Origin of the sequence: uncultured Desulfovibrio sp., from assembly GCF_944327235.1 — a bacterium.
Lineage (GTDB): Bacteria > Desulfobacterota > Desulfovibrionia > Desulfovibrionales > Desulfovibrionaceae > Desulfovibrio.
In genome coordinates, this window is sequence record NZ_CALVHE010000030.1 from 1 (window position 1) to 20,882 (window position 20,882).

Genomic DNA, 20,882 nt, shown 5'->3' on the forward strand with positions numbered 1-20,882 from the left:
TTTGAAAAACGGTTTCCCTCTCCCCCTCGCGCTCCCCCTCACCCTTCCCAAAACTTTTAGAGCGGATTCGCATTGAAATTGTGTCCAATTTCAATGCTGACGCTGCCCTCACACTACGGAAAAAGCGTGATTTTTCCGTAGTGTTCGGTTGCGGGTAGTCGCTCTCGCGACTACCAGAGCAATCCGCATTTTCAATGTGGAATTGCTCTATCGGCTTCCTCCGCTCCATCACGGCCCGGCAAGACGTCGCGTGGCTGCCATGTCCCCGGCGGCATGGAGAAAACAACAGACCGGCGGTAACAGTCGCCCGGTCTTTTTTGTTTTTTGACAGTTTGGGCTGAATCCAAAAGTCTCTGTATGGCCTTCTGTACAGATTATGGCTGGCTTGCGGGCAAGCGGCACCCTACAGGTTGCGACGACTTGCGTCTGGACAAGTAAAGTTTTTGGGGGGATGGGGGGGTGGGGGGAAGGGCCCCTTTGTCCACAAAGGGGCCCTTCCCCCCACGAAAAAAACAAAAAAACACTCCCCCCAAAAATCACTCCGTATCCGGCGGGGTGAAGAGGCGGCCGCGCTGGACGGCCTGCGTGCCGAATTTGAGGCGTAGGCTGTCGAGGGCCTTGTCGAGGCGCAGGCGGCGTTCTTCCTCTTGCGGGTCGTGCTTGTCGAGGGAGGAGAGGCCCGGCAGCATGGCTTGTTGCGGGGGCGGGGTTTCGAAGCCGGAGACGCCGAGTCCCACGAGACGTACGGGCAGGGGCAGGGGTTCTTGCCGCAGGAGGTCGCAAGCGGTCTCGAAGATGGTCTGGGTGGCGCAGGTGGGGCCGGGCAGGGTTCGTGAGCGGGTGATCTGGCGGAAGTCGGCAAACTTGATCTTCAGGGTGATGGTCCGGCCCTGCCAGCCGTGCCGCCGCAGGGATGCGCCCACGCGCTCGGCATGGCCCAGCAGCTTTTTTTCCAGAAAGGCGCGGTCGCGGGTATCCTCGGCAAAGGTGGTCTCGGCGCTTTCGCTCTTGGCGGCGTGCTCCGGGCAGACGGGGCGGGGGTCGATGCCGTGGGCGCGGCGCAGGAGTTCCAGTCCCCACTTGCCGAAACGGCGTTCCATGGATTCCGGGCTGAAGCGGCGCAGCTGCTCCACGCGGGAGACACCGAGGGCGTGGAGTTCCCGCGCCATGCGCTTGCCCACGCCGGGCAGACGCTCCACGGCCAGCGGCAGGAGGAAGGCGTCCACCCGGTCGGGGGGCAGGATGAAAATGCCGTCGGGCTTGTTGACCTCGGAGCAGATCTTGGCAAGGAACTTCACCGGCGCGGCCCCCACGGAGCAGGTCAGACCGCCGGTGACCTCGGCCACGCGGGCCTTGATGGCGGGCAGGAGCTGTTCCGGCGGGCCGAAGAGCCGTTCCAGACCGGAGGCGTCCAGATAGGCTTCATCCACGCTGGCGGGCTCCACGAGGGGGGAGAAGTCGCGCAGGGCGTCCATGATGCGGCGGGAGAGTTCCGCATAGCGTCGCATACGGCCGCGTACGAAGATCCCTTGCGGGCAGAGCTTGCGGGCCGTGGCGACGGGCATGGCCGAACGCACGCCGAAGACGCGCGCCTCGTAGGAAGCTGTGGAGACGACGCCCCGGCTGCCGCCGCCGATGATGACCGGCTTGCCGCGCAGGTCGGGATCGTCGAGCTGTTCCACGGAGGCGAAAAAGGCGTCCATGTCCAGATGCACGATCACGACAGGCTCCCGTTCTCCGGCGGACCGTCCGTTCAGCGGGCGGCGGGCTGGTTTGCCGCCGCGTCGTCGGCCGGGGGCGTTGCGGCGTCGGGATAGTGCCAGCGGGAGCGGAGGCGGTCGCGTTCGGCGTCGATGAAGGCCGGGGCCGCGCCCAGTTCGCGCAGCAGGGCGGCGGAGAGGGCCAGCGCCACTTCTCCCTCGCCGCTGAAAGCATCCTGCACGCCTTGTGCCCGCAGGGCGCGGGCCTGGCTCAGATAGGCGGTATGGGCCCAGATGCGGATATGCGGATTGATGCCGCGGGCGATGCTGATGACATCCGCCGCCGGGATGCCCGCCGAGGTCAGGAGCAGGGCCGTGGCGTCGGGCAGTCCGGCCTGCAGGAGGACCTCGGCCTGTGTGGCGTTGCCATGCAGCGCGCTCCGTCCTTCCGCGCGCAGGCGGCGGACGGTGTCGATATTGGCTTCGATGATGACGGGCCGCAGGTGGAAGTCTTCGAGGATGCGGCACAGGGCCTCGCCGGTGGGACCGTAGCCCACGACGATGACGTTGCCGCGCGGGGCGGCATCCTCTTCGTCGGCGTCGGGCACGAAGGCCGGGCGGCGGGCCTCCAGCCAGCGGGACAGGCGTTCGAGCTGCGGGAAGAGGAGGGGATTGAGGGTGATGGACAGGATGGCCGCCGGGATGACCGCATTGTTGACTTCCGGGCCGAAGAGACCGTAGGTCGCGCCCACTCCGGCGAGGATGAAGGAGAATTCCCCGATCTGGCCCAGCGAGAGGCCCACGGCCAGCGCTTCACGCGGCGGTCGGCGGAACAGGCGGCAGACGGTAAAGGCGGTCAGGGGCTTGATGAGGACGATGATGGCGAAGGTCAGGAGCATGAGCGGCCAGTCGTCCAGCAGGGCCAGCGGATCGAAGAGCATACCCACGGAAACGAAGAAAAGTACGGCAAAGGCGTCGCGCAGGGGGAGGGCCTCGGCGGCGGCCCGGGCGCTGAAATCGGACTGGCCGACCACCATGCCCGCCAGGAAGGCCCCCAGCGCCATGGAGGCGTCGAAGAGCAGGGCCGCGCCCACGGCGATGCCCAGCGCCAGCGCCAGCACGGCCAGCGTGAAGAGATCGCGCGTGCCGGTGCGGGCCACCCAGCCGAGCAGCAGGGGGATGAGCTTCTGTCCGGCCAGCAGCATGAAGGCCGTCAGGCCCGCCAGCTTGAGGACGGTCAACCCCAGCGTGCTCCAGAGCGATCCGGCATCCGGGGAGAGGAAGGAGGGCAGCAGCACCAGCAGCAGGATGGTGAAGAGGTCCTCCACCACCAGCCAGCCCAGCGCCACATGTCCGGCGCGGGTGTGGAGCAGACCGTTGTCGCCCATGACGCGGGTCAGCACCACGGTGCTTGCCACGGAGATGGACATGCCGAACACCAGTCCGGCCGTGAGACTGCCTCCCAGCAGACAAAAGGCGGCGGCTCCGGCCAGCGTGGCCACGGCGATCTGGATGAGCGCGCCGCTGACGGCGATATGCCGCACGGCCAGCAGGTCCTTGAGATGGAAATGCAGCCCGACCCCGAACATGAGAAGGATGATGCCGATCTCCGCGCATTGGGAGGCGGTGGGGGCGTCCGCCACGAAACCCGGCGAATGGGGACCGACCAGCACGCCGGCCAGCAGGTAGCCCACCAGCGGGGAGAGACGCAGCTTCTGCGTGAGGAAGCCCAGCGCCGTGGCGGCCGTCAGACCACCTGCCAGCGTCAGGATGAGATCGACATCATGCGGCATACTCATAGAGGGACCTCCCGGAGCCGGGGATGTAGGGGCGGCTTGCGGCCTGCCCGGTGCGGAAAAGGGACGCGGCCTGCTCCGCCGTCAGGCTGGACGGCGCGCGCAGGGGGGAGCGGAGAGGTGTCCCGGCGTCAGCCCGGGCCGGGCAGCCATTGCGCCCAGACGGAACGGCGTCGCGGGCCGTCGCCTTCGCAAAGATAGATGGCCTGCCAGGTGCCGAGCCGCAGTTCGCCGTCCTCCACGAGGACCAGCAGGGACGGGCCGTGCAGGGTGCATTTGATGTGGGCGTCGCTGTTGCCCTCGGCATGGGCAAAGGACGGGTCCTGCGGGACGAGGCGGCGGAAAAAGCCTTCCATGTCCCGGCAGACATCCGGGTCGGCCCCTTCGTTGATGGTCAGACCGCAGGTGGTGTGCGGGCAGAAGAGCGCCAGCGCGCCGCTGCGCGGGCCGGGGAAGCGCTCCAGCGCCTCGCGCAGGAGTCGGCGGACCTCGCCGGTGATGTCGTGCATCCGGCAACGGCCCTGCGTGGTGATGTCAAAGGCGAGCATTCGGCCTCCTGTGCCGGGCGTGGCGGACGCCGCCTCCGGGAAAGAGGGACGGACGCGCCGGAAAGCGCCGGAGACGGACAGGAGAGTAGTCCGTCCCCAGAGAAACGCGGTTAGGGTCTGTCAATACAAATTTGCAAACAATTTCAATATATAAGAAAAACAGCCAAACGTGCTCCGCTTGCCATTTGGGATGAGCTTGCCTCGTGCCCCTGACTTTTCCCCCGGTAAAAACGCGCTGGGGAAGGGATGGGGGACTTGGGGGGAAGGATGGCGGGGACGCCTTTTCTCGCTCCGCTGCGAAAAGGCTGGCCCCTCCCGCGCCGGCGGCGACCGAAAGGCGACCGCAGGGCGTGCCCGTTAGACGGCAAAGAAGTCTTGCGGGCATCGACAGCAAAGCGTGGTGTTCCCCTTCCCCCCAGACAAACAGCAAATAGCGTTGACAGGCCCTAGCCGACCACCCGGAAGTAGACGGCGGGCTCGCGCAACATGCCCCGGTCAAGGGTATGCTGCAGGGCGCGGCTCATGGCTTCTTCGGTGGTCTCGTGGGTCATGAACACCAGCGGGACGCCGTTGCCTTCGTCGGACTTCTGGATGACCTGCGCGAGGCTGATGCCTTCCTCGGCCATGCAGCCCGCCAGATCACGCAGCACGCCGGGCGTATCGTCCACCATGAGGCGGACATAATAACAGGAGCGCCATTCCTCCGGCGGCACCACGGCGGCCGCTTCGGGCCGGGGCGCGGCAAAGCCGGTATTGTTGGGACGCTCTTCGCGGGCCACGGCCACCAGATCGGCCAGCACCGCGCCGGCCGTGGGCAGATCGCCCGCGCCGCGTCCGTGGAAGAACAGCGAGCCGGCGGCATTGCTCTCCACGCGCACGGCATTGTAGACGCCGCCCACGCGGGCCAGCAGCAGGGTGTGGTGCACGAGGGCCGGGAAGACCCCAGCCTCCAGCCGCGGGGCCTGCCCCGGCTGATGGTCGCATTCGCGCACCTGCGCGATGAGCTTGATGCGATAGCCGAATTCACGGGCCAGACGGATGTCCATGCTCGAAAGACCGCGGATGCCGCGTACCGGCATGGCCGTGAAGGGATAATGCGCGCCGTAGGCAAGCTGGATGAGGATGGTCAGCTTGTGCGCGGCGTCGTGGCCGTCGATGTCCAGAGTGGGATCGGCCTCGGCGTAGCCCAGCTCCTGCGCCTGCTTGAGCGCCACGTTGAAATCGAGCCCGTTGCTCGTCATTTCGGAAAGGATGTAGTTGCTCGTGCCGTTGAGGATGCCCACCAGCGAGGAGATGCGATTGCCCGCCAGACTTTCCTTGAGGGCCGCCACGATGGGGATGGCTCCGGCCACGCTGGCCTCGTAGCGCAGGATACGGCCCTTGTCCCAGGCCTTTTCCAGCAGGCAGAGGCCCTTTTCGGCCAGCAGGGCCTTGTTGGCCGTGACGACGTGCTTGCCCATGTCCAGCGCGCGGTCGATGATCTTCCCCGCCGTCTCGATGCCGCCCATGAGCTCCACGAGCACGTCGATCTCGGGGTCGTCCGTCAGGGCGGCCGGGTCGGTGGTCAGTTCCGCTCCGGCGGGCAGGGCCACCTGACGCGCCTTGCCCGCATGGCGTACCAGCACCTTCTTGACCACCATGTCACGTCCGCCGCGACGGCGGATAAGGTCCGCATTCTCTTCCAGAAGGCGGGCCAGACCACCGCCCACCGTGCCGAAGCCGGCCAGACCGATGACCAGCGGTTTGTTGGACTGTTCCGTCATACATTCTCCAGAGGGCCAGCGGGCCCGTCAGCCGGCAGCCGTGGATTGGGACATCTCGTCCGGGCTGTCGAACCGACATCATATGCGGCGGCGCGCCGCCTTGTAAAGTCATCTTTGCCAAGCGCGGCCTTCTGGGCTATGCTTGTGGAACACGGCAGAGGAGATGGGTACGCGTCCCGGCCTCTGCGGAGCATATCCCGGGGGAACGATGGAAGATCACATCTCTTTTGACCGCGAGCGCTGCGAGCTGCACCTGCTGGACCAGCGCCTGCTGCCCGTGGAGGAGCGCACGGTGGTCTGCCGCACGCTGGATGACGTGGTGCGCGCGCTCCAGATCATGGTGGTGCGGGGCGCGCCGGCCATCGGCGTGACGGCGGGTTTCGGCGCGGCGCTGGCGCTGGCCGAGATCCTGGCGGGCGGCGGTCCCGACTGGCGCACGGCCTACGCGGATGCGCTGGAACGGCTTGCCGCGGCCCGGCCCACGGCGGTCAATCTGCGCTGGGGGGTGGACCGCATCCGCCGTCTGTGGCGGGCTTCCGGCGATATCGGCGGGCCTGACCTGCTTGCCCGCATCACGGACGAGGCGCTTGCCATGCAGGCCGAGGACATCGCCATCTGCCGGGCCATCGGCCGGGCGGGGGCGAAAGTCGTCGGAGACGGGCAGACCGTGCTCACGCACTGCAATGCCGGAGCCCTGGCCACCGCCGGTTACGGCACGGCACTGGGGGTCATCCGCGGGGCGTGTGAGGCGGGCAAGCGCGTGCGCGTCATTGCCGACGAAACACGGCCCTTCCTGCAGGGGGCGCGTCTGACGGCCTGGGAGCTGCAGCGGGACGGCATCGAGGTGACCGTGGCCTGCGACAACGCCTGCGCCCTGCTCATGAGTCGCGGCATGGTGGACGTGGTGGTGGTGGGGGCTGACCGCATCGCCGCCAACGGCGATACCGCCAACAAGATCGGCACATACGGCGTGGCCCTGCTGGCGCGTGAGTTCGGCATCCCTTTTTACGTCGCCGCGCCCCTGTCGACCATCGACCTCGCCACGGCGGACGGAACGGGCATCCCCATCGAGGAACGCCCGGCGGAAGAAGTGCGCTGTCTGGGCGGACGGCAGGTCTGTCCCGACGGCGTGCCGGTCTACAATTTTGCCTTTGATGTGACTCCGGCCGCGCTCATTACCGGCATCATCACCGAAAAAGGCATACTCAAGCCGCCGTACGCCCATTCCCTCGCGACGGCGCTGTCCGCCTGAGGGCGGCCGCTTTTCAGAAAAGGAGAGCCCATGAAAGAATTGACGCTGCTTGTGGAAAAGACCACGCTGCCGCCGGAGTTCCAGGACGGGACGCCGACGGATGTGGCGCACTGGAACCGCTGGGACGTGCCGGAAGGGGAGTTCTCCCTGCCTGCGCTCATGAACAGCCAGATCCGGGATATCCGTGACGAGCATATGCGCTGGGCCTATGACCTCGGGCGCATGTCCATCTCCGGCTGGCAGCTCCACAGCCACCTCAAGGCCGGGGAATCGCTGTCCATGTGGTGGTGCTCCCTGCTGTTCGAGCGTCATCCCAAGATGAGCCCCCGCCTGTATGAAGTCTACAAACTGCGCGCGCTGGAAAAGCTGCTGGATGAAGGCAAGTACACCATCCTGCGCCTGTCCGGCGGCGACGCGCTGCTGCGGCACACGCTGGCCAACTACTGCCGCGCCACGGGACGCATGTTCGTGGAGTTCCACGACCCCAACCAGCCCCCCGCGCGGGAGAAATCCCGGCTGCGGCGCATCTATGACGCCTGCCCCGCCGCGCTGCGGACGGTGGCCCGTTATGCCCACTGGTGGTGGAACGTGCGCCGCGCCCTGCCCTATGTGGTGAAGAACCGCAATTACACCCTGCCCGCCGCGCCGGGCAAATCGGCCACCATCGCCACCTACTTCCCCAACATCGACATGAACGCCGCGCAGGACGGGCGTTTCCGTTCCCGTTACTGGGAAAAGCTGCACGACATCCTCAACCCCTCGGCGGAAGCGCCGGACAGGCCGTGGATCCGCTGGCTCTTCGTCCGCTTCCCCTCGCCGGAACTCAAGTTCCGGGACTGCATCCGCCTGCGCAAACGCTTCCAGCAGGAACAGCGGGACGGCGTGTCCTTCCACTATCTTGAGGAGTTCCTGTCCTTCCGCGACCTCGTGGCGGCCTGGCGGCGGCATATCCGCCTGAGCTACCGCAGCTTCCGGCTGGAGCGCTATGTGCGGCAGGCCTTCCGCTTTGCCGGTTCGCGCATGAACTTCTGGGATTATCTGGAAGGGGACTGGGTCGAGTCCTTCCGGGGCTGGCGCGGTCTGGAACGCTGCCTGCAGTACCGGGGCATCCGTAATTACATCCGTCTGGTGGGGATGCAGGAATGGTACGCCTTCCCGCTGGAAAACTGCCCGTGGGAACGCATGTTGACCCACGGGGCGCATGAGGCCCGCAACCTGACCGGTTCCGGTCCGGTGTTCGGGGCGCAGCATTCCACCATCCGGCCCACGGACTTCCGTTACTTCGACGATCCCCGCACCTTCGACACGCCGGACTGCAACCTCTTCCAGCCGGATGTCGTCTGCGCCAACGGGTCCGGCGCGGCGCGCCAGTGGCGGGAGAACGGCCTGCCCGAAGAACGGCTCAAGGTGGTGGAGGCCCTGCGCTACCTCTATCTTGCCGGACGGCAGCGCGTGGAAGACACCGGCAAGCGTCCGCACCGTCTGCTGCTGGTGACGAGCTTCTTCGAGGACGAGACGCAGGATCATCTCTCGCTCATGGCGCGGGCCATGAGTGCCGGTCTGCTGGATGATTACGAGATCATCGTCAAGCCGCATCCCTATCTCAGCGTGGACGGGATGCTGCGTTCCCTGCTGGGCAGCCGCATGGAAAAGGTGCGCATCGTCAGCGGCAAGATCCAGGACGAACTGCAGGCCGGTACGCTGGTCTGGGCGTCCAATTCCACCACCGTGGCGCTGGAAGCCTCCCTGCTGGGACTGCCGGTCATGGTCATGTGGCCCCATGACAACTTCGACCTTTGCCCGCTGCAGGACGTGCCGGGTCTGCAACGCACCGGCTCGCTGGATGACGTTCGCGCCGGGCTCGCGGACCCGCATGTGGTCAGCCTGCCCGCCGATTATCTGGAACTGGACGAGAACCTGCCGCGCTGGCATTCCCTGCTCGATGGCAAGAACGCGTAAGAACGATAGCGCGTTTTGCCTGTGAAAACGGCAAAACGCGAGACGGCGGCACCGTCCGCCCGGCCCAAACCAGGCGGATGACCGCGCTTTTTCCGCGAAGCGACAGGCCGTATGGTTCGGACCGCGAAGCGTTTCAAACGGGAAATGCTCCAAAAACAGGCCCCGACCTTCCGGCCGGGGCCTGTCGCACAAAAAAGGAAAGGCTGCGGGGCCGAGTGGGCCCGCAGCCTTTTTGGCGTTCTACTTCGCGCGCAGGAGCTTGAGGTAATCGTCCACGATCTGGCGCCCGCCCACGATCTCATAGAGCGTCGGCCAGACTTCGGTCATGGCGATGGACCGCCACTTGTCCTCGTCCTTGAGGAGGGAGATCTTGACGCCCGCGTCCTGCATGGCCTTCTTGGCCGCGCCGCTGTGCTCGTTCTGCCAGTTGAGCACATGCGCCTGCGCTTCCAGGCCCGCTTCGGTCAGGATGGTCTGCAATTCCGGCGAAAGCTTCTTGAAGTGGCGTTCTCCGATGACCAGCGGCTGGAGCGAATAGGTATAGTGCAGTTCCGTGAGGTAGGACTGGATCTCCTCGAACTTCTTGCTGTGGTTGACCACATAGGGATTGCACTGCCCGTCGAGCACGCCCTGCTGCAGGGCCGTGAAGGTCTCGGACCAGGCCATGGGCACCGGGCTGGCGCCCCAGGCCTTGTACGTCTCGATAAAGACCTTGTTGCTGGGCACGCGGATCTTCATGCCCTTGATGTCGGCAAGGGTCTCCACGGGACGCTTGGAATTGGTGAGATGGCGGAAGGCGGTGTAGCTGAAGGCCAGGATGCGCAGACCGGCCTGCTTGATGGTCAGCTTGTTGAGCATGTCCATGGCCGGACCGGTCGTGCCGCGCACGACCATTTCATCGTTTTCAAAGAGATAGGGGAAGGTCAGCACGCCCAGGCCCGGCGAGAAGGGGGTGATGTTGCCCACGCCCACGCAGGTCATGTCCAGCACGCCCCGGCGCACGTTGTGCAGCATCTCGGTCTCGTCGCCCAGCTCGCAGTTGGGGTAGAGCGTGATCTTGACCTTGCCGCCGGTACGCTTTTCCACCAGCTCCTTGAATTTGAGGCCCAGTTCCCCGGCATCCGCCGTGATCGGGTCACCGATACCGATCTTGAGGCTGATGGATTCCACGGCCAGCGCCGTGCCGGGCAGCAGCAGACACAGAGCGAGCAGACAAGGGAGAAGGAACGAACGTCGCATACAGTACTCCTTGGTAACAAAGGGTTGCATGAACAGGATCGCGCGCATTCCTGTGAATTTTATCACAATTTTCCGGCTGCAGAAAATGAGTATCTGTTCTGTTGAAACGACTTTAGCAGGATAAAAATTTCATGTCAATTATCATGAAATATTTTATGAAAAATGAATGAAAATGTATTAAATCATTTATTTCAATGTATTAGACTGGATAAGGGGCCTTTGCCAACGAAAAGGCCCCTTCCCGAAAACGGGCAGGGGCCTGAAAAAACAGGAGTTCTTGCGGAGACTATTTTTCCTGCTGCCGGAACTGTTTGAGCGTCTGCATGATGATGTCCGACTGTTCCCTGCCGGTGCGGCAGGCACCGCGATCCAGCGTGTCCCAGACGTTGGCCCGCAGGGCGTCCCGCCCCTTGAGCCCTTGCCGCCACTCCTCGAATTCCTTGTCCCTGGCGTCAAGCTTCATGGCCGAAGTGGGCCGTTGCGTACGAGCCTCCTTGACAGGACCGGGCAGCAGCGGACGTTCGTTATCCGTCGCCATGATGACCTCCTTGCCCCGCCGACACGCCGGACCGTTCCGGGCGTCGGGCTGATGCGCCTATCCGCAGACCCGCCTCAGCGCCGGGCCAGCCCCAGCCGCTTCACCACGGCCTCCGCGCCGAGGCGGGCGAACTCGGCCACGTCCCGTCCCTCGCGGGCCTCCTGCGGCAGCAGGAGTTCGGGCGCATTGGCCAGACGCACGTCCGGCTGCACCTCATAGGCGGGCGGGAAGGCATCGGTAAAGTACATTTCCTGGAAACCGGCGAACTTGAGCGCGTGGGCCGTGGCGTCCAGCACCGCATGTTCGTTGTCGCCCACGAGCCCCAGACGCCGGGCATTGCGCAGACCGGCCAGGCATTCGCCGCCCTGGGTGCAGGCGATGTGCCCGTGACGGTTGGCCTCGATCATGGCGTCCATGATCTGCTGTTCCGTCACCTGAACCACCTGGAAGGCCCGCTCGCCGCCGGCCTCCACGAAGCGCTCCGCCAGACGCCGTACCCGCGGCATGGAGACCGGATTGCCGATCATGGCCGCCTGCGCCACGCTGGGCCGCACGTCCACGGGCTGCCAGACGCGTTCTCCCTCGGGCGCGGCGTAGTAGCGGTACACCGGGTCCGCATGGCTGGACTGCACGCCGAAGATGCGCGGCAGCGTCGTGATGATGCCCAGATCGTACATCTTGAGGAAACCGGACATGATGGCCGTGATGTTGCCCGCATTGCCGACAGGCACGAAGAGGCAGAGACGGTCCACGTCCCAGTTGTACCACTGGGCCACCTCGTAGGCGTAAGATTCCTGACCGAGGATGCGCCAGCTGTTCTTGGAGTTGAGCAGGGCCACACGGTAATTCTCGGCCAGCAGTTCCACCACCTTCATGCAGTCGTCGAACACGCCGGGCAGTTCCAGCACGGTGGCGCCGCTGCCCAGCGGCTGGGAAAGCTGTTGCGGCGTCACCTTGCCGTGCGGCAGCAGCACGACGCTCTTGAGCGGCGCGCCCACATAGGAGGCGTAGAGCGCGGCGGCGGCCGAGGTGTCGCCGGTGGAGGCGCAGACGGTGAGCACTTCTTCCCAGTCGTTGCGGCGGCAGAGCCATTTCAGATAGCTGAAGGCGCAGGCCATGCCGCGATCCTTGAAGGACGCGCTGGGGTTCTGGCCGTCGTTCTTGTAGGCGAAGGGCACGCCCACCTGATCCCGCAACGGCGCGGCGGCTTCCACGATGGGAGTGATCCCTTCACCGAGGTAGACGATGTCCTCCTCGTCCATGAGCGGGGCCATGAGTTCATAGTAGCGGAAAATGCCGCGCAGGGCGGTGCTGCGGGCGGCGGCCCGGCTGTCGAAGCGTTTGCGCCAGGTGGGGCCGTCCGTGGTGCGCAGGTGGGCAAAGTCCGTATTTTCCAGGAGGAAGACGCCGCCGCACTGCGGGCAGGTGTACAGAAGGCTGTCGGCGGGATAACGCTGTCCGCAGGACAGGCAGACATATTCCATGTGCCCGCGATAGGTGGGAAAGTCGCTGTTGTGCACGAAAATGGCTCCTTGTGCCGAAGAACTACCGGGAAATGGCGCGAAAAATGTAGCCCGTCAGCGGCCGTTTGTCGAGATGGAAGTCTTTTGCCGCGCGGGCGGTCAGACCGTACGGACGGGACGGCCGCGCACTCCGTCTTTCTTTACTTTTGGCGCTGATGCCGTCACACTGCATGAGCAGGAATGTCGTCCTGCGCCGACAGACGGCACATGCCAAGGAGGGATCCATGCAGCTGTTTTTCTCGCTTCTTCTCGCGGCGGGCATACTGTTCTGCTCCGGCACGGCGGAATGCGCCACGGCAGCGGCTCCGGCCCTGCGGACGGCCACGCTGTCCGCCGGGTATCCGTGGACGGAGGGCCTGATCCTCAGTTTCCCGCCCGATGAGGAGCAGTGCCGCGCCCGTTACGGAGAAAACTGGCAGGTCAGGTGCGCCGCCGATCTTGGTGAGCCGGGAGCCACGGAGGACGGCGTGCGTCTGACCCCGCCGCTCAAGGGCCATTGGCAGTGGCGCGACAGCACGAGCCTCTTCCTCGTGCTCGACGAGGGGGAAGCCCCCGCGCCGGGGACGACCTATACGGTGGACATCTCGGAGATGAGCCGCCCCGCGTCGGTGAAGATCGACAGGCAACGTCTCACCGTCCGCACGGAAGCGCACAGTGTCCGTCTGGTGGAGAGCGCCTTCTGGATCGACCCGTCCCCGCAGGCCCGGCACCGGCTGTCGTTCTCGCTGGAGTTCAACTATCCCGTCGGAGACAGGGAGCCGGCCCTGTCCTGCACCGCGCCGGGCGTGACCTTCGGAGAGGCGGAACGGGTCTGGAATGCCGCGCGCGACCGGCTGAACATCTCCTTTCCTGTGAAAAAGCTGGCCGAACAGGATACCGAGGCCCGGATGTTCGTGGACGGCATGGCGCGTTTCAGCGTCGAAGAGGGCAAGACGCGCTTTTTCGGCCTGTCCGGCAAGGAGAAGGGCACGACCTTCCGGGCCGCCGTCAAGGGAAGCACGAGCCTGTTTGCCGTGAAGGAAGCGAACCTCGTGCGGGAGCTGGATGAAAATCTGGACCGGGCCTATGTGCTGACGCTGGAGACCTCGCTCTATGTCGCGCCGGAGGAGGTGCTGCGCCATCTTGAGGTGCGCCAGCTGCCCCGCTTCCGCACGCCGACGGATCCCCGCCCCTACAACTGGCATACCGCACCGGTCATCCCCGCCCAGGCGCTGGCCGAAGGCAAAAAGCTCACGCCCGTTTCCCTCATGAAGGATGATACGCCCGTGGCTCGACTGCGTTACCGCATCCCGGCCGACCCGGACAGCTACCTGCTCATCGGCATCGACGGGCGATGCGCCTCGGCGTCGGGGACGGCGCTGGGCAGGGAGTGGCGCGGCGTCCTGCGCAGCGAAGCCGCCGATGCCTCGCTGGATTTCCTCCAGCCCGGTCATGTGCTCTCCCTTGCGGAGGACAATACGCTGGATCTGCTCGCCAGCGGCCTGGACGCCATCCGCTGGGAAGCCCAGCTCGTGCGCGATCCCTTCCTGGCCCTGCTGGCGCAGGGATCGGGCATGGCCTTCACCGAACCGCTGGCCGGGACGCCGCTGGGGCTGGAGGCCCTGAGCGAGAGCGTCCGGGGAGAGATCCCGCTGGCCGCCGCCGCGCCCGGCGTCGCGCAGTTCGCCAGCCTGCCCCTCTCGCCGGTGCTGGCCGGTGCGGGAACGGACGTGCACGGGCTCATGCGCGTGTGGCTGACCGGCGTGAAGGACGGCAAGGAAGTCGTCTCGGCTTCCCGCATGGTGCTGGTCACGGATCTCGGCCTCCTGTTGAAGCGGACGGCTCTCGGCGGCTATGATGCCTTCGTGCATTCCTTCAGCAAGCGGGGACCGGCTTCGGGCGTGCGGGTGAGCATCCTTGGGGCCAACGGCAAGCCGGTGGCCTCCGGCGTGACGGATGCGGGCGGCCATGTGTCCTTCCCCTCGCTCAACGGGCTGGCCCGCGAACGGCAGCCGGTGGCCGCGGTGGCGGAGGCCGCCGAAGGGGGACGCGGGGACCTTGCCTGGCTGCCGCTGACCGACATGTCCAGAGAACTGAATTATTCCGAGTTCCCCGTGGGCGGCAGGGTCTCCTCGCCCGAAGGGCTCACGGCCTTCGTCTTCACGCAGCGCGGCATGTTCCGTCCCGGCGAGACGCTGCATTTCGGCTGCGTGCTGCGGCGGGCCGACTGGGGAGACCTGTCCGCGGACCTGCCGCTGGTGGCCGAGGTGCGCAACCCGCTGGGCAAGATCGTCATGAAGCGCAATTTCACGGCCGGGGAAAGCGGCATGAGCCTCTTTGACTGGGCGTCTCCCGCCACGGCCCCCACGGGCGCGTATCTCCTGAGCGTGCGGACGGTCGATTCGGCGGACATCCTGGGCACGGCCGTGGCGCGCGTGGAGGAGTTCCAGCCGGATACCCTGTCCATCAAGCTGGAAAGACCGGCGGCACGGGGCTGGCTGGTCGTGAGACCGGACGCGCTGCCGGATGTGGGAGTGCGATTGAAGAATCTCTACGGCGCTCCGGCTGCCGGGCACAAGGTCAGGGGCTACGCCACGCTTGCGCCCGCCCGTCTGAGCTTCGCGGGTTTTGAGGCGTTCACCTTCGACGATCCGGCCCCCTTTGCCGGGACGGCACAGGGACGCGACCTGCCCGAAACGCTGACCGATGCCCAGGGGGCGGCCGTCCTCACCTTCCCCGCCGGGCTGGCGGGACGGACGTCGGCGCGTTGCACGGTCCTTGCCGAGGGCTTTGAGGCGGACGGCGGTCGGGCCGCCACGGCCCAGACCTCATTCCTCGTTTCGCCGCGCGCCAGTATGCTGGGGTATCGACCGCTGGGCGCGGTGACCAATCTGCAGTTCATCCCGCAAAACGCGCGGGCGGAACTGGAATTCGTGGCCGTCGGCCCTGATCTGGAACGCGTCTCGCTGGAAGGGCTGACCTTTGCCGTGGCGGTGCGTCGCTACGCCACCAGCCTTGTGCGGGACGGCAACGGCGACTTCCGCTACGATGAGACGCCTGTGGATGTCCCCTTCCGGCAGGAGGTACGGCAGGTGGCCCCGGAGGGCCTGCGTCTGCCGCTGCCCACGGAGGAGGCCGGAGAATACCTGCTCACCGTACGGGATGCCGGGGGGACGCTGCTGGCCTCCGTGCCCTATGCCGTGGCCGGGGAGCGGCCGCTTGCGCCGGGGACGGAGCTCGTGCCCGGCAAGATGCGCCTGCGTCTGGACAAGGCGGAATATGCCGCGGGCGAGACCATCCGGCTGGCCATGTCGCTGCCCTATGACGGCACCGGTCTCATCACGCTGGAGCGGGACGGCGTGGCGGCCTTCTCGTGGTTCACGGCCGCCGCGGGCGATACGGTGCAGGAGATCGCCATCCCCGCGGGCTTCGAGGGCCGCGGCTACGTCAACGTCTCCTTCGTGCGGGCGGCGGATTCCGGCGCCGTCCGCATGACGCCGCACAGCTATGCCGTCGCGCCCTTCACGGCCGCTGTCCGGCAGCGTGACATGGGGCTGTCCATCGAGGCCCCGGACAGCGTGCTGCCCGGTTCCACCCTGCGCGTGACCCTGCGTTCGGAAGCGGCGGGCAAGGCGGTGCTCTTTGCCGTGGACGAGGGCGTGCTCCAGTTGACCGGTTTTGCGACGCCTTCCCCGCTGCGCGGCCTGCTCACGGATCGTGCGCTGGAGGTGCGTACCCTCCAGGCCCTCGATCTGCTCATGCCGCGCCGCGCTTCCGCCTTCGGCGGCGGCATGGACGGCGGCAACGGGGGAGGGCGCTTCCAGAATCCTTTCAAGCGCCGGGAAGAGCCGCCGTTGGCCACCTGGTCGTCCCTGTTGGATGTCACGCCGGAAGGGGTGACGGTGGAGATCCCCGTGCCCGCCTACTACAACGGCGCCTTGCGTCTCATGGCGGTGGGGGCGTCGGCGGATCGCGCCGGTTCGGCCGAACGGTCCGGTACCGCCGTCGCGCCGCTGGTGCTGACACCGCAATTGCCGTTGACCGTCTCGCCGGGAGACGTCTTCGAGGGGGCGCTGGTGCTGGCCAATACCACGGACCGGCCGGTCCGGGTGGAAGTGGCCGCCACGGCGGACACGGGCCTTGCCTTCAGTGCTCCGCTGCCGTCCCTTGTGGAGGTGGGAGCGCGAGCCGAGACGGCGCTGCCGTTCAGCCTGCGGGCCACGGACCGGGCCGGTGCGGCGGACGTGCGTTTCACGGCCCGCTGCGCGGACACGACATACGAGCGGACGGCCTCGTTGTCCGTGCGGCCCGCAAGCCCCCTGCGTACGAGCCTGCGGATGGGCAGCGCCACGCAGTCCGCCGAGTTTGCCGTGGAGCGTGACGTCCTTGCCTTCGGCGCGCGCAGTACGGCCTCCCTGTCCGCCGTGCCCCTGCCGCTGGTGTGCGGTTTCGCCGCCTATCTGCGGGCCTATCCCTACGGCTGCACGGAACAGCTCATCAGCCGCGCCTATGCCCGGCTCCTGCTGCGCGACTATCCCGGGCTTTTCCCGGACGAGGAGCGGGAGGAGGACCTGCTGGAGGCGGCCGTGAACGCCATCGGGGAACGTCTGTCCCGTGGCGGCGTGGCCCCGTGGCCCGGCGGCAGGCCCGATCCCCTGCTGACGGTCTACACCGCCGACTTCCTGCTGACCATGCGGGAAGCCGGACGCGGCGGGGCGGACGATCTGCTGCAACGGCTGTGCGATGCCGTGGAAAGGCTCTGTCCGCTGAACGGTCCCTCGCTGGAGGCGGCGCGCGTCTCCGCCTACGCCATCTGGGTGCTGACCCGTGAGGGGCGTGTGACCACCCAGCTGCTGGAAGCTCTCCGGGATGGCCTTGCCGAATACAAGGTGGCGGACTGGGAGACGGACCTGACGGCCGTCTTTGTGGCGGGCAGCCGCAAGCAGATGTTCATGTCCGCCGATCTGCGCCCCGACGCCATCGTCTGCCGTCCGGCGGGCTGGTTCGACGAACTGGCCCAGCGGGCGCTGCTGGTGACGCTGCTGGCGCGCCACTTCCCGGAATTCTGCACGGACACGCTGAAAAACGACCTGTTCGATGCCGTGGCGCAGGCCGTGAAGGGAGGGCGGTACGCCACCTTTTCCGCCGCACAGGGGGCACGGGCGCTGCTGAGCATCGGCGGCGCCGCGCAGGCGATGCCGGAGGGGGCGGAACTCGTCTGCATCGACGGGGAAGGCGAGGCGCAACGAACCTTGCTGGCCGGGGGCGCGCTGCTGTCGGTGGAGCAGCCGCAATGCCGCCGCTATGCCCTGAGGATGCCCGCCGATGCACCGCGCCTCTACTGGCAGATCTCCACCACGGGTTACGATGTCCGTCCCGTGGTTGGCGCGGCGGCGCACGGCATCGAGATCAGCCGCGACTACCTTGATGCGCAGGGCAAGCCGGTGCGTCAGGTGCGGCAGGGCGACGTGCTGACGGTGCGGATCACGGTCCGCGGGCAGAAGCGGCGCATCCCCGACTGTGTGGTGAGCGACCTTTTGCCCGGCGGCTGCGAGATGGTCCTTGCGCGCGGCACGGCTGGCGGAGAGCGACCGCCGCGCGGACTGAAGTTTGCCGACCGGCGCGAAGACCGTATGCTCCTCTTTGCCGACGTGGACAATGAGCCTCTTATCTATACCTACCGCATCCGGGCGGTGAACAGGGGGACGTTCGCCATCCCTCCGGCCTATGTCGAAGCCATGTATGATCAGGGACTGTACGGCCACAGCGCCGGGGGCAGTCTCGAGATCCTGCCGTAGGGTATCCCCTGAGGGGCGGTGCGCCCCACATCCCTGCTTTTCCCCCTGATAAAAGCGCGCTGGGGAAGGGATGGGGGGGAAGGGGAGCCCCCAGCGCCGGCGGCGACCGAAAGGCGGCCGTAGGCCGTGCCCGTTAGGCGACGCAGGAGCCTTACGGGCATCGACAGCAGAGCGAGGGGCTCCCCTTCCCCCAAACAGACAGCGAATAGTGTTGATAGGCCCTAAAGGTCTCGGGTCGGACGCTCTCCGGGCGTCCGGCCCGTGCGCCGCCCGGTCAAAACCAAACGGAAAACGTTCAAGAGGACTGTCGCATGTCCGCAGCGCGCCGCCTGCCATTGGGTTCCCGCTTGCCGCGCCTTCTGCTCCGCTTGGGGGCATGGCTCGGTTTGCCGCTCTGCGTCTTGCTGCTCCTCTACGCGTTGCTGGGCCTGTTGCCGCCGCCCCCGCTGCTGGACGGGGTGCCTTTCGCCCGGCTGGTGACGGATGCCGACGGCGGTATCCTCCGCATGGGGCTGGCGGAGGATCAGACTTTCCGCCTGCGGGTCAGGCTGGACGACATCGCCCCGGAGGCCGTACAGGCGCTCATCCGTTACGAGGACCGGCACTTCTGGGCACATCCCGGCGTCAATGTCCCCTCTCTGCTGCGGGCGGCCTGGGGCACCTATCTGGGCGGGGAGCGCCGCAGGGGCGGTTCCACCATCACCATGCAGGTGGCCCGTCTGCGGCTGGGCCTGACGACATCGGACATCGGCGGCAAGCTGCGCCAGATCTGGACGGCCCTGCTGCTGGAACGCCATTACAGCAAGCAGGAGATCCTTGAAGCCTACTTCAATCTTGCGCCCTATGGCGGCAATATCGAGGGGATAGAGGCCGCCGCGCGTATCTATTTCGACAAACCGGCCAGTCGGCTGACGCTCATGGAAAGTCATGCGCTGGCCGTCATCCCGCAGAATCCCGTACAGCGTCATCCCCTGCGCGGGAAGGACTTTGCCGCGGCGCGGGCCCGGCTGGAGCGCCTGCTGGCGGAAGATGCGGACGGCGGCCCGGAGAAGGCCCCGCTGCCGCCGCTGCGGGTGCGTCCCGCGGCGCGGTTGCCCTTCCTTGCGCCGCACGTCTGCGCGGAACTGCTGGCCGAGCCCGGCGCGCCCGCGCCGCAAGGCGTCATGGCGACCGGCATCGAGCTGGATCTCCAGCGGCTGCTGGAGGAGCGCCTGTCCGGCCTGACGGCACGGGGACGCGCCTACGGCATCCGCAACGCGGCGGCCATGCTCGTGCGCACGGCGGACATGCAGGTCTGCGCGCTGGCCGGGTCGGCCGACTTCCATGATGCGACCATCGACGGGCAGGTGGACGGCAGCCGCGCCCGCCGTTCGCCCGGCTCCACCCTCAAGCCTTTCATCTATGCGCTGGCGCTGGAGCAGGGGCTGATCCACCCCATGACCCTGCTCATCGACAGCCCGCGTTCCTTCGGCGGCTATGATCCCGAAAATTTCGACCGGGGGTTCCGGGGGCCTCTTCCGGCCCATGCGGCTCTCAAGGCCAGCCGCAACCTGCCGGCCATCATCCTGGCGGAGCAGCTTGCCGAGCCCGGTCTGTACGGTTTCCTGAAAAGGGGAGGCGTCCAGTTGCCCCGTCCGCCGGAACACTACGGTCTTGCGCTGGTGCTGGGCGGGGCGGAGGTCTCCATGCGCGAGCTGGCGGCCCTCTATGCCATGCTGGCCAATCAGGGGCTCTGGCAGCCGGTGCGCCTGCGTCGCGATCTGCCCGCCGCCGCGCCCGTCCGTCTGCTGTCGCCGGAAAGCGCCTATGTGACGCTGCGGATGCTGGAAAGGGAGGACGCCGTGCTGCCGACGCCGGACGGCCCCGTGCCCCTGCGCTGCAAGACCGGCACCTCCAACGGCTTCCGCGACGCCTGGACGGCGGGAGTCGTGGGAGGATATGTCCTTGTGGTGTGGGTGGGCAACTTCGACAATCGGCCCAATCCGTATTTCATCGGGGGGGAGGTGGCCCTGCCGCTGTTCACGGAGGTGGCGCGCGGGCTGGCGGCGCTGCGGCCCCTGCATGACGTGACGGCGGGACAGCGCGCCGGGCTCGATGTGGTGGAGCTGCCCGTCTGCGCCGCCACCGGCGACGTGGACATATCCCGGTGCGCGGAGACGGCCGAAACGCTCTTCATCCCCGGCGTGTCCCCGGTGCGGGACAGCGGCATCCTGCGGCCGCTGCTCATCGACAAGGCCACGGGCCTGCGGGCCTGCGAGCCGCGCGAAGGAGAGACCGAGCTGCGCTATTGGGAGTTCTGGCCCTCGGACGTGCGCAAGGTCTTTGCTCAGGCCGGGATCGACAAGCCGCTGCCGCCGGACTGGCTGCCGCAGTGTCGCCCGGCAACGACGGAGCGGACCGTGCCGTCCGCCGGGACGCCGCCGCGCATCCTCTTGCCCAAGAAGGGCGTGACCTATTACCGGACGCTCTCCGGGACGGCGCGCAGCATCCCCCTTCTGGCGGCTACAGAGCCCGACGTGCGGCGCATCCACTGGTTCGCCGGGCCTGTCTATCTGGGCAGTGCGGCCCCCGGCGAGCCTTTCCTCTGGGAGCCTGACGGCGCGGGGCGGCGGGAGATCCTCGCCGTGGACGATCAGGGCCGCAGCGCGCGGCAGATCTGCCGTATCGAGCTGGTGCCATAGAGCATTTTGCCTTTGAAAAAGGCAAAATGCGAGGTGGCGGCACAGCGCCGCTCGGCCCAAACCAAGCGGAATGGCCGCGTTTTTTCCGCGAAACGCCAGGCCGTAT

General features: G+C 66.9%; 11 protein-coding genes. 4 read left to right on the forward strand and 7 right to left on the reverse strand.

Annotated elements, in window-relative coordinates; all coding sequences use genetic code 11:
* Positions 1–536 precede the first annotated feature (536 nt).
* From Q0K00_RS06075 to Q0K00_RS06090, 4 genes are all read right to left on the reverse strand, one after another.
* Entirely contained in the window at positions 537–1,721 is a 1,185-nt protein-coding gene (locus Q0K00_RS06075; protein WP_297228075.1) for a DNA polymerase IV, read from the reverse strand.
* Positions 1,722–1,753: 32 nt separating this feature from the next.
* A complete protein-coding gene (locus Q0K00_RS06080) occupies positions 1,754–3,493 on the reverse strand; it encodes a cation:proton antiporter (RefSeq protein WP_297228089.1) in 1,740 nt (579 codons plus the stop codon).
* A 134-nt stretch (positions 3,494–3,627) separates the two neighbouring features.
* Positions 3,628–4,044 carry a secondary thiamine-phosphate synthase enzyme YjbQ gene (locus tag Q0K00_RS06085; protein WP_297228076.1) on the reverse strand — a complete coding sequence of 139 codons (417 nt, stop codon included), beginning with the start codon at positions 4,042–4,044 and terminating at the stop codon, positions 3,628–3,630.
* A 446-nt stretch (positions 4,045–4,490) separates the two neighbouring features.
* Positions 4,491–5,807: a homoserine dehydrogenase gene (locus tag Q0K00_RS06090; RefSeq protein WP_297228077.1), complete on the reverse strand. Its 1,317-nt coding sequence runs from the start codon at positions 5,805–5,807 to the stop codon at positions 4,491–4,493.
* 208 nt (positions 5,808–6,015) lie between these two features.
* Here Q0K00_RS06090 and mtnA point away from each other — a divergent pair, with 208 nt between their 5' ends.
* Together mtnA and Q0K00_RS06100 are read left to right on the forward strand one after the other, a co-directional pair.
* The gene (mtnA, locus tag Q0K00_RS06095) at positions 6,016–7,059 is read left to right on the forward strand and encodes an S-methyl-5-thioribose-1-phosphate isomerase (RefSeq protein WP_297228078.1); all 1,044 of its coding nucleotides are present in this window, start codon (positions 6,016–6,018) and stop codon (positions 7,057–7,059) included.
* 30 nt (positions 7,060–7,089) lie between these two features.
* Positions 7,090–9,018 carry a TIGR04326 family surface carbohydrate biosynthesis protein gene (locus tag Q0K00_RS06100; protein WP_297228079.1) on the forward strand — a complete coding sequence of 643 codons (1,929 nt, stop codon included), beginning with the start codon at positions 7,090–7,092 and terminating at the stop codon, positions 9,016–9,018.
* Positions 9,019–9,258: 240 nt separating this feature from the next.
* Here Q0K00_RS06100 and Q0K00_RS06105 read toward each other — a convergent pair whose 3' ends face one another.
* The 3 genes from Q0K00_RS06105 to thrC form a co-directional block, all read right to left on the reverse strand.
* Positions 9,259–10,257: a TRAP transporter substrate-binding protein gene (locus tag Q0K00_RS06105; protein ID WP_297228080.1), complete on the reverse strand. Its 999-nt coding sequence runs from the start codon at positions 10,255–10,257 to the stop codon at positions 9,259–9,261.
* A 286-nt stretch (positions 10,258–10,543) separates the two neighbouring features.
* Positions 10,544–10,795, reverse strand: a complete 252-nt coding sequence (locus tag Q0K00_RS06110) for a hypothetical protein (protein ID WP_297228081.1) — start codon at positions 10,793–10,795, stop codon at positions 10,544–10,546.
* A gap of 74 nt (positions 10,796–10,869) precedes the next feature.
* Positions 10,870–12,315, reverse strand: a complete 1,446-nt coding sequence (thrC, locus tag Q0K00_RS06115) for a threonine synthase (RefSeq protein ID WP_297228082.1) — start codon at positions 12,313–12,315, stop codon at positions 10,870–10,872.
* A gap of 227 nt (positions 12,316–12,542) precedes the next feature.
* Between thrC and Q0K00_RS06120 the strand changes: the two genes are divergently transcribed.
* Entirely contained in the window at positions 12,543–18,095 is a 5,553-nt protein-coding gene (locus Q0K00_RS06120) for an MG2 domain-containing protein (protein ID WP_297228083.1), read from the forward strand.
* Positions 18,096–18,406: 311 nt separating this feature from the next.
* The gene (pbpC, locus tag Q0K00_RS06125; protein ID WP_297228084.1) at positions 18,407–20,776 is read left to right on the forward strand and encodes a penicillin-binding protein 1C; all 2,370 of its coding nucleotides are present in this window, start codon (positions 18,407–18,409) and stop codon (positions 20,774–20,776) included.
* Positions 20,777–20,882: the final 106 nt, after the last annotated feature.

What these genes read in the sequence shown, in the direction of transcription:
- Q0K00_RS06100 (WP_297228079.1), top strand. Translation starts at nt 7,090, where the DNA reads ATGAAAGAATTGACGCTGCTTGTGGAAAAGACCACGCTGCCGCCGGAG.
- mtnA (WP_297228078.1), top strand. Translation starts at nt 6,016, where the DNA reads ATGGAAGATCACATCTCTTTTGACCGCGAGCGCTGCGAGCTGCACCTG.
- Q0K00_RS06105 (WP_297228080.1), bottom strand. Translation starts at nt 10,257, where the DNA reads ATGCGACGTTCGTTCCTTCTCCCTTGTCTGCTCGCTCTGTGTCTGCTG.
- Q0K00_RS06085 (WP_297228076.1), bottom strand. Translation starts at nt 4,044, where the DNA reads ATGCTCGCCTTTGACATCACCACGCAGGGCCGTTGCCGGATGCACGAC.
- pbpC (WP_297228084.1), top strand. Translation starts at nt 18,407, where the DNA reads ATGTCCGCAGCGCGCCGCCTGCCATTGGGTTCCCGCTTGCCGCGCCTT.
- Q0K00_RS06080 (WP_297228089.1), bottom strand. Translation starts at nt 3,493, where the DNA reads ATGCCGCATGATGTCGATCTCATCCTGACGCTGGCAGGTGGTCTGACG.
- Q0K00_RS06090 (WP_297228077.1), bottom strand. Translation starts at nt 5,807, where the DNA reads ATGACGGAACAGTCCAACAAACCGCTGGTCATCGGTCTGGCCGGCTTC.
- Q0K00_RS06120 (WP_297228083.1), top strand. Translation starts at nt 12,543, where the DNA reads ATGCAGCTGTTTTTCTCGCTTCTTCTCGCGGCGGGCATACTGTTCTGC.
- Q0K00_RS06110 (WP_297228081.1), bottom strand. Translation starts at nt 10,795, where the DNA reads ATGGCGACGGATAACGAACGTCCGCTGCTGCCCGGTCCTGTCAAGGAG.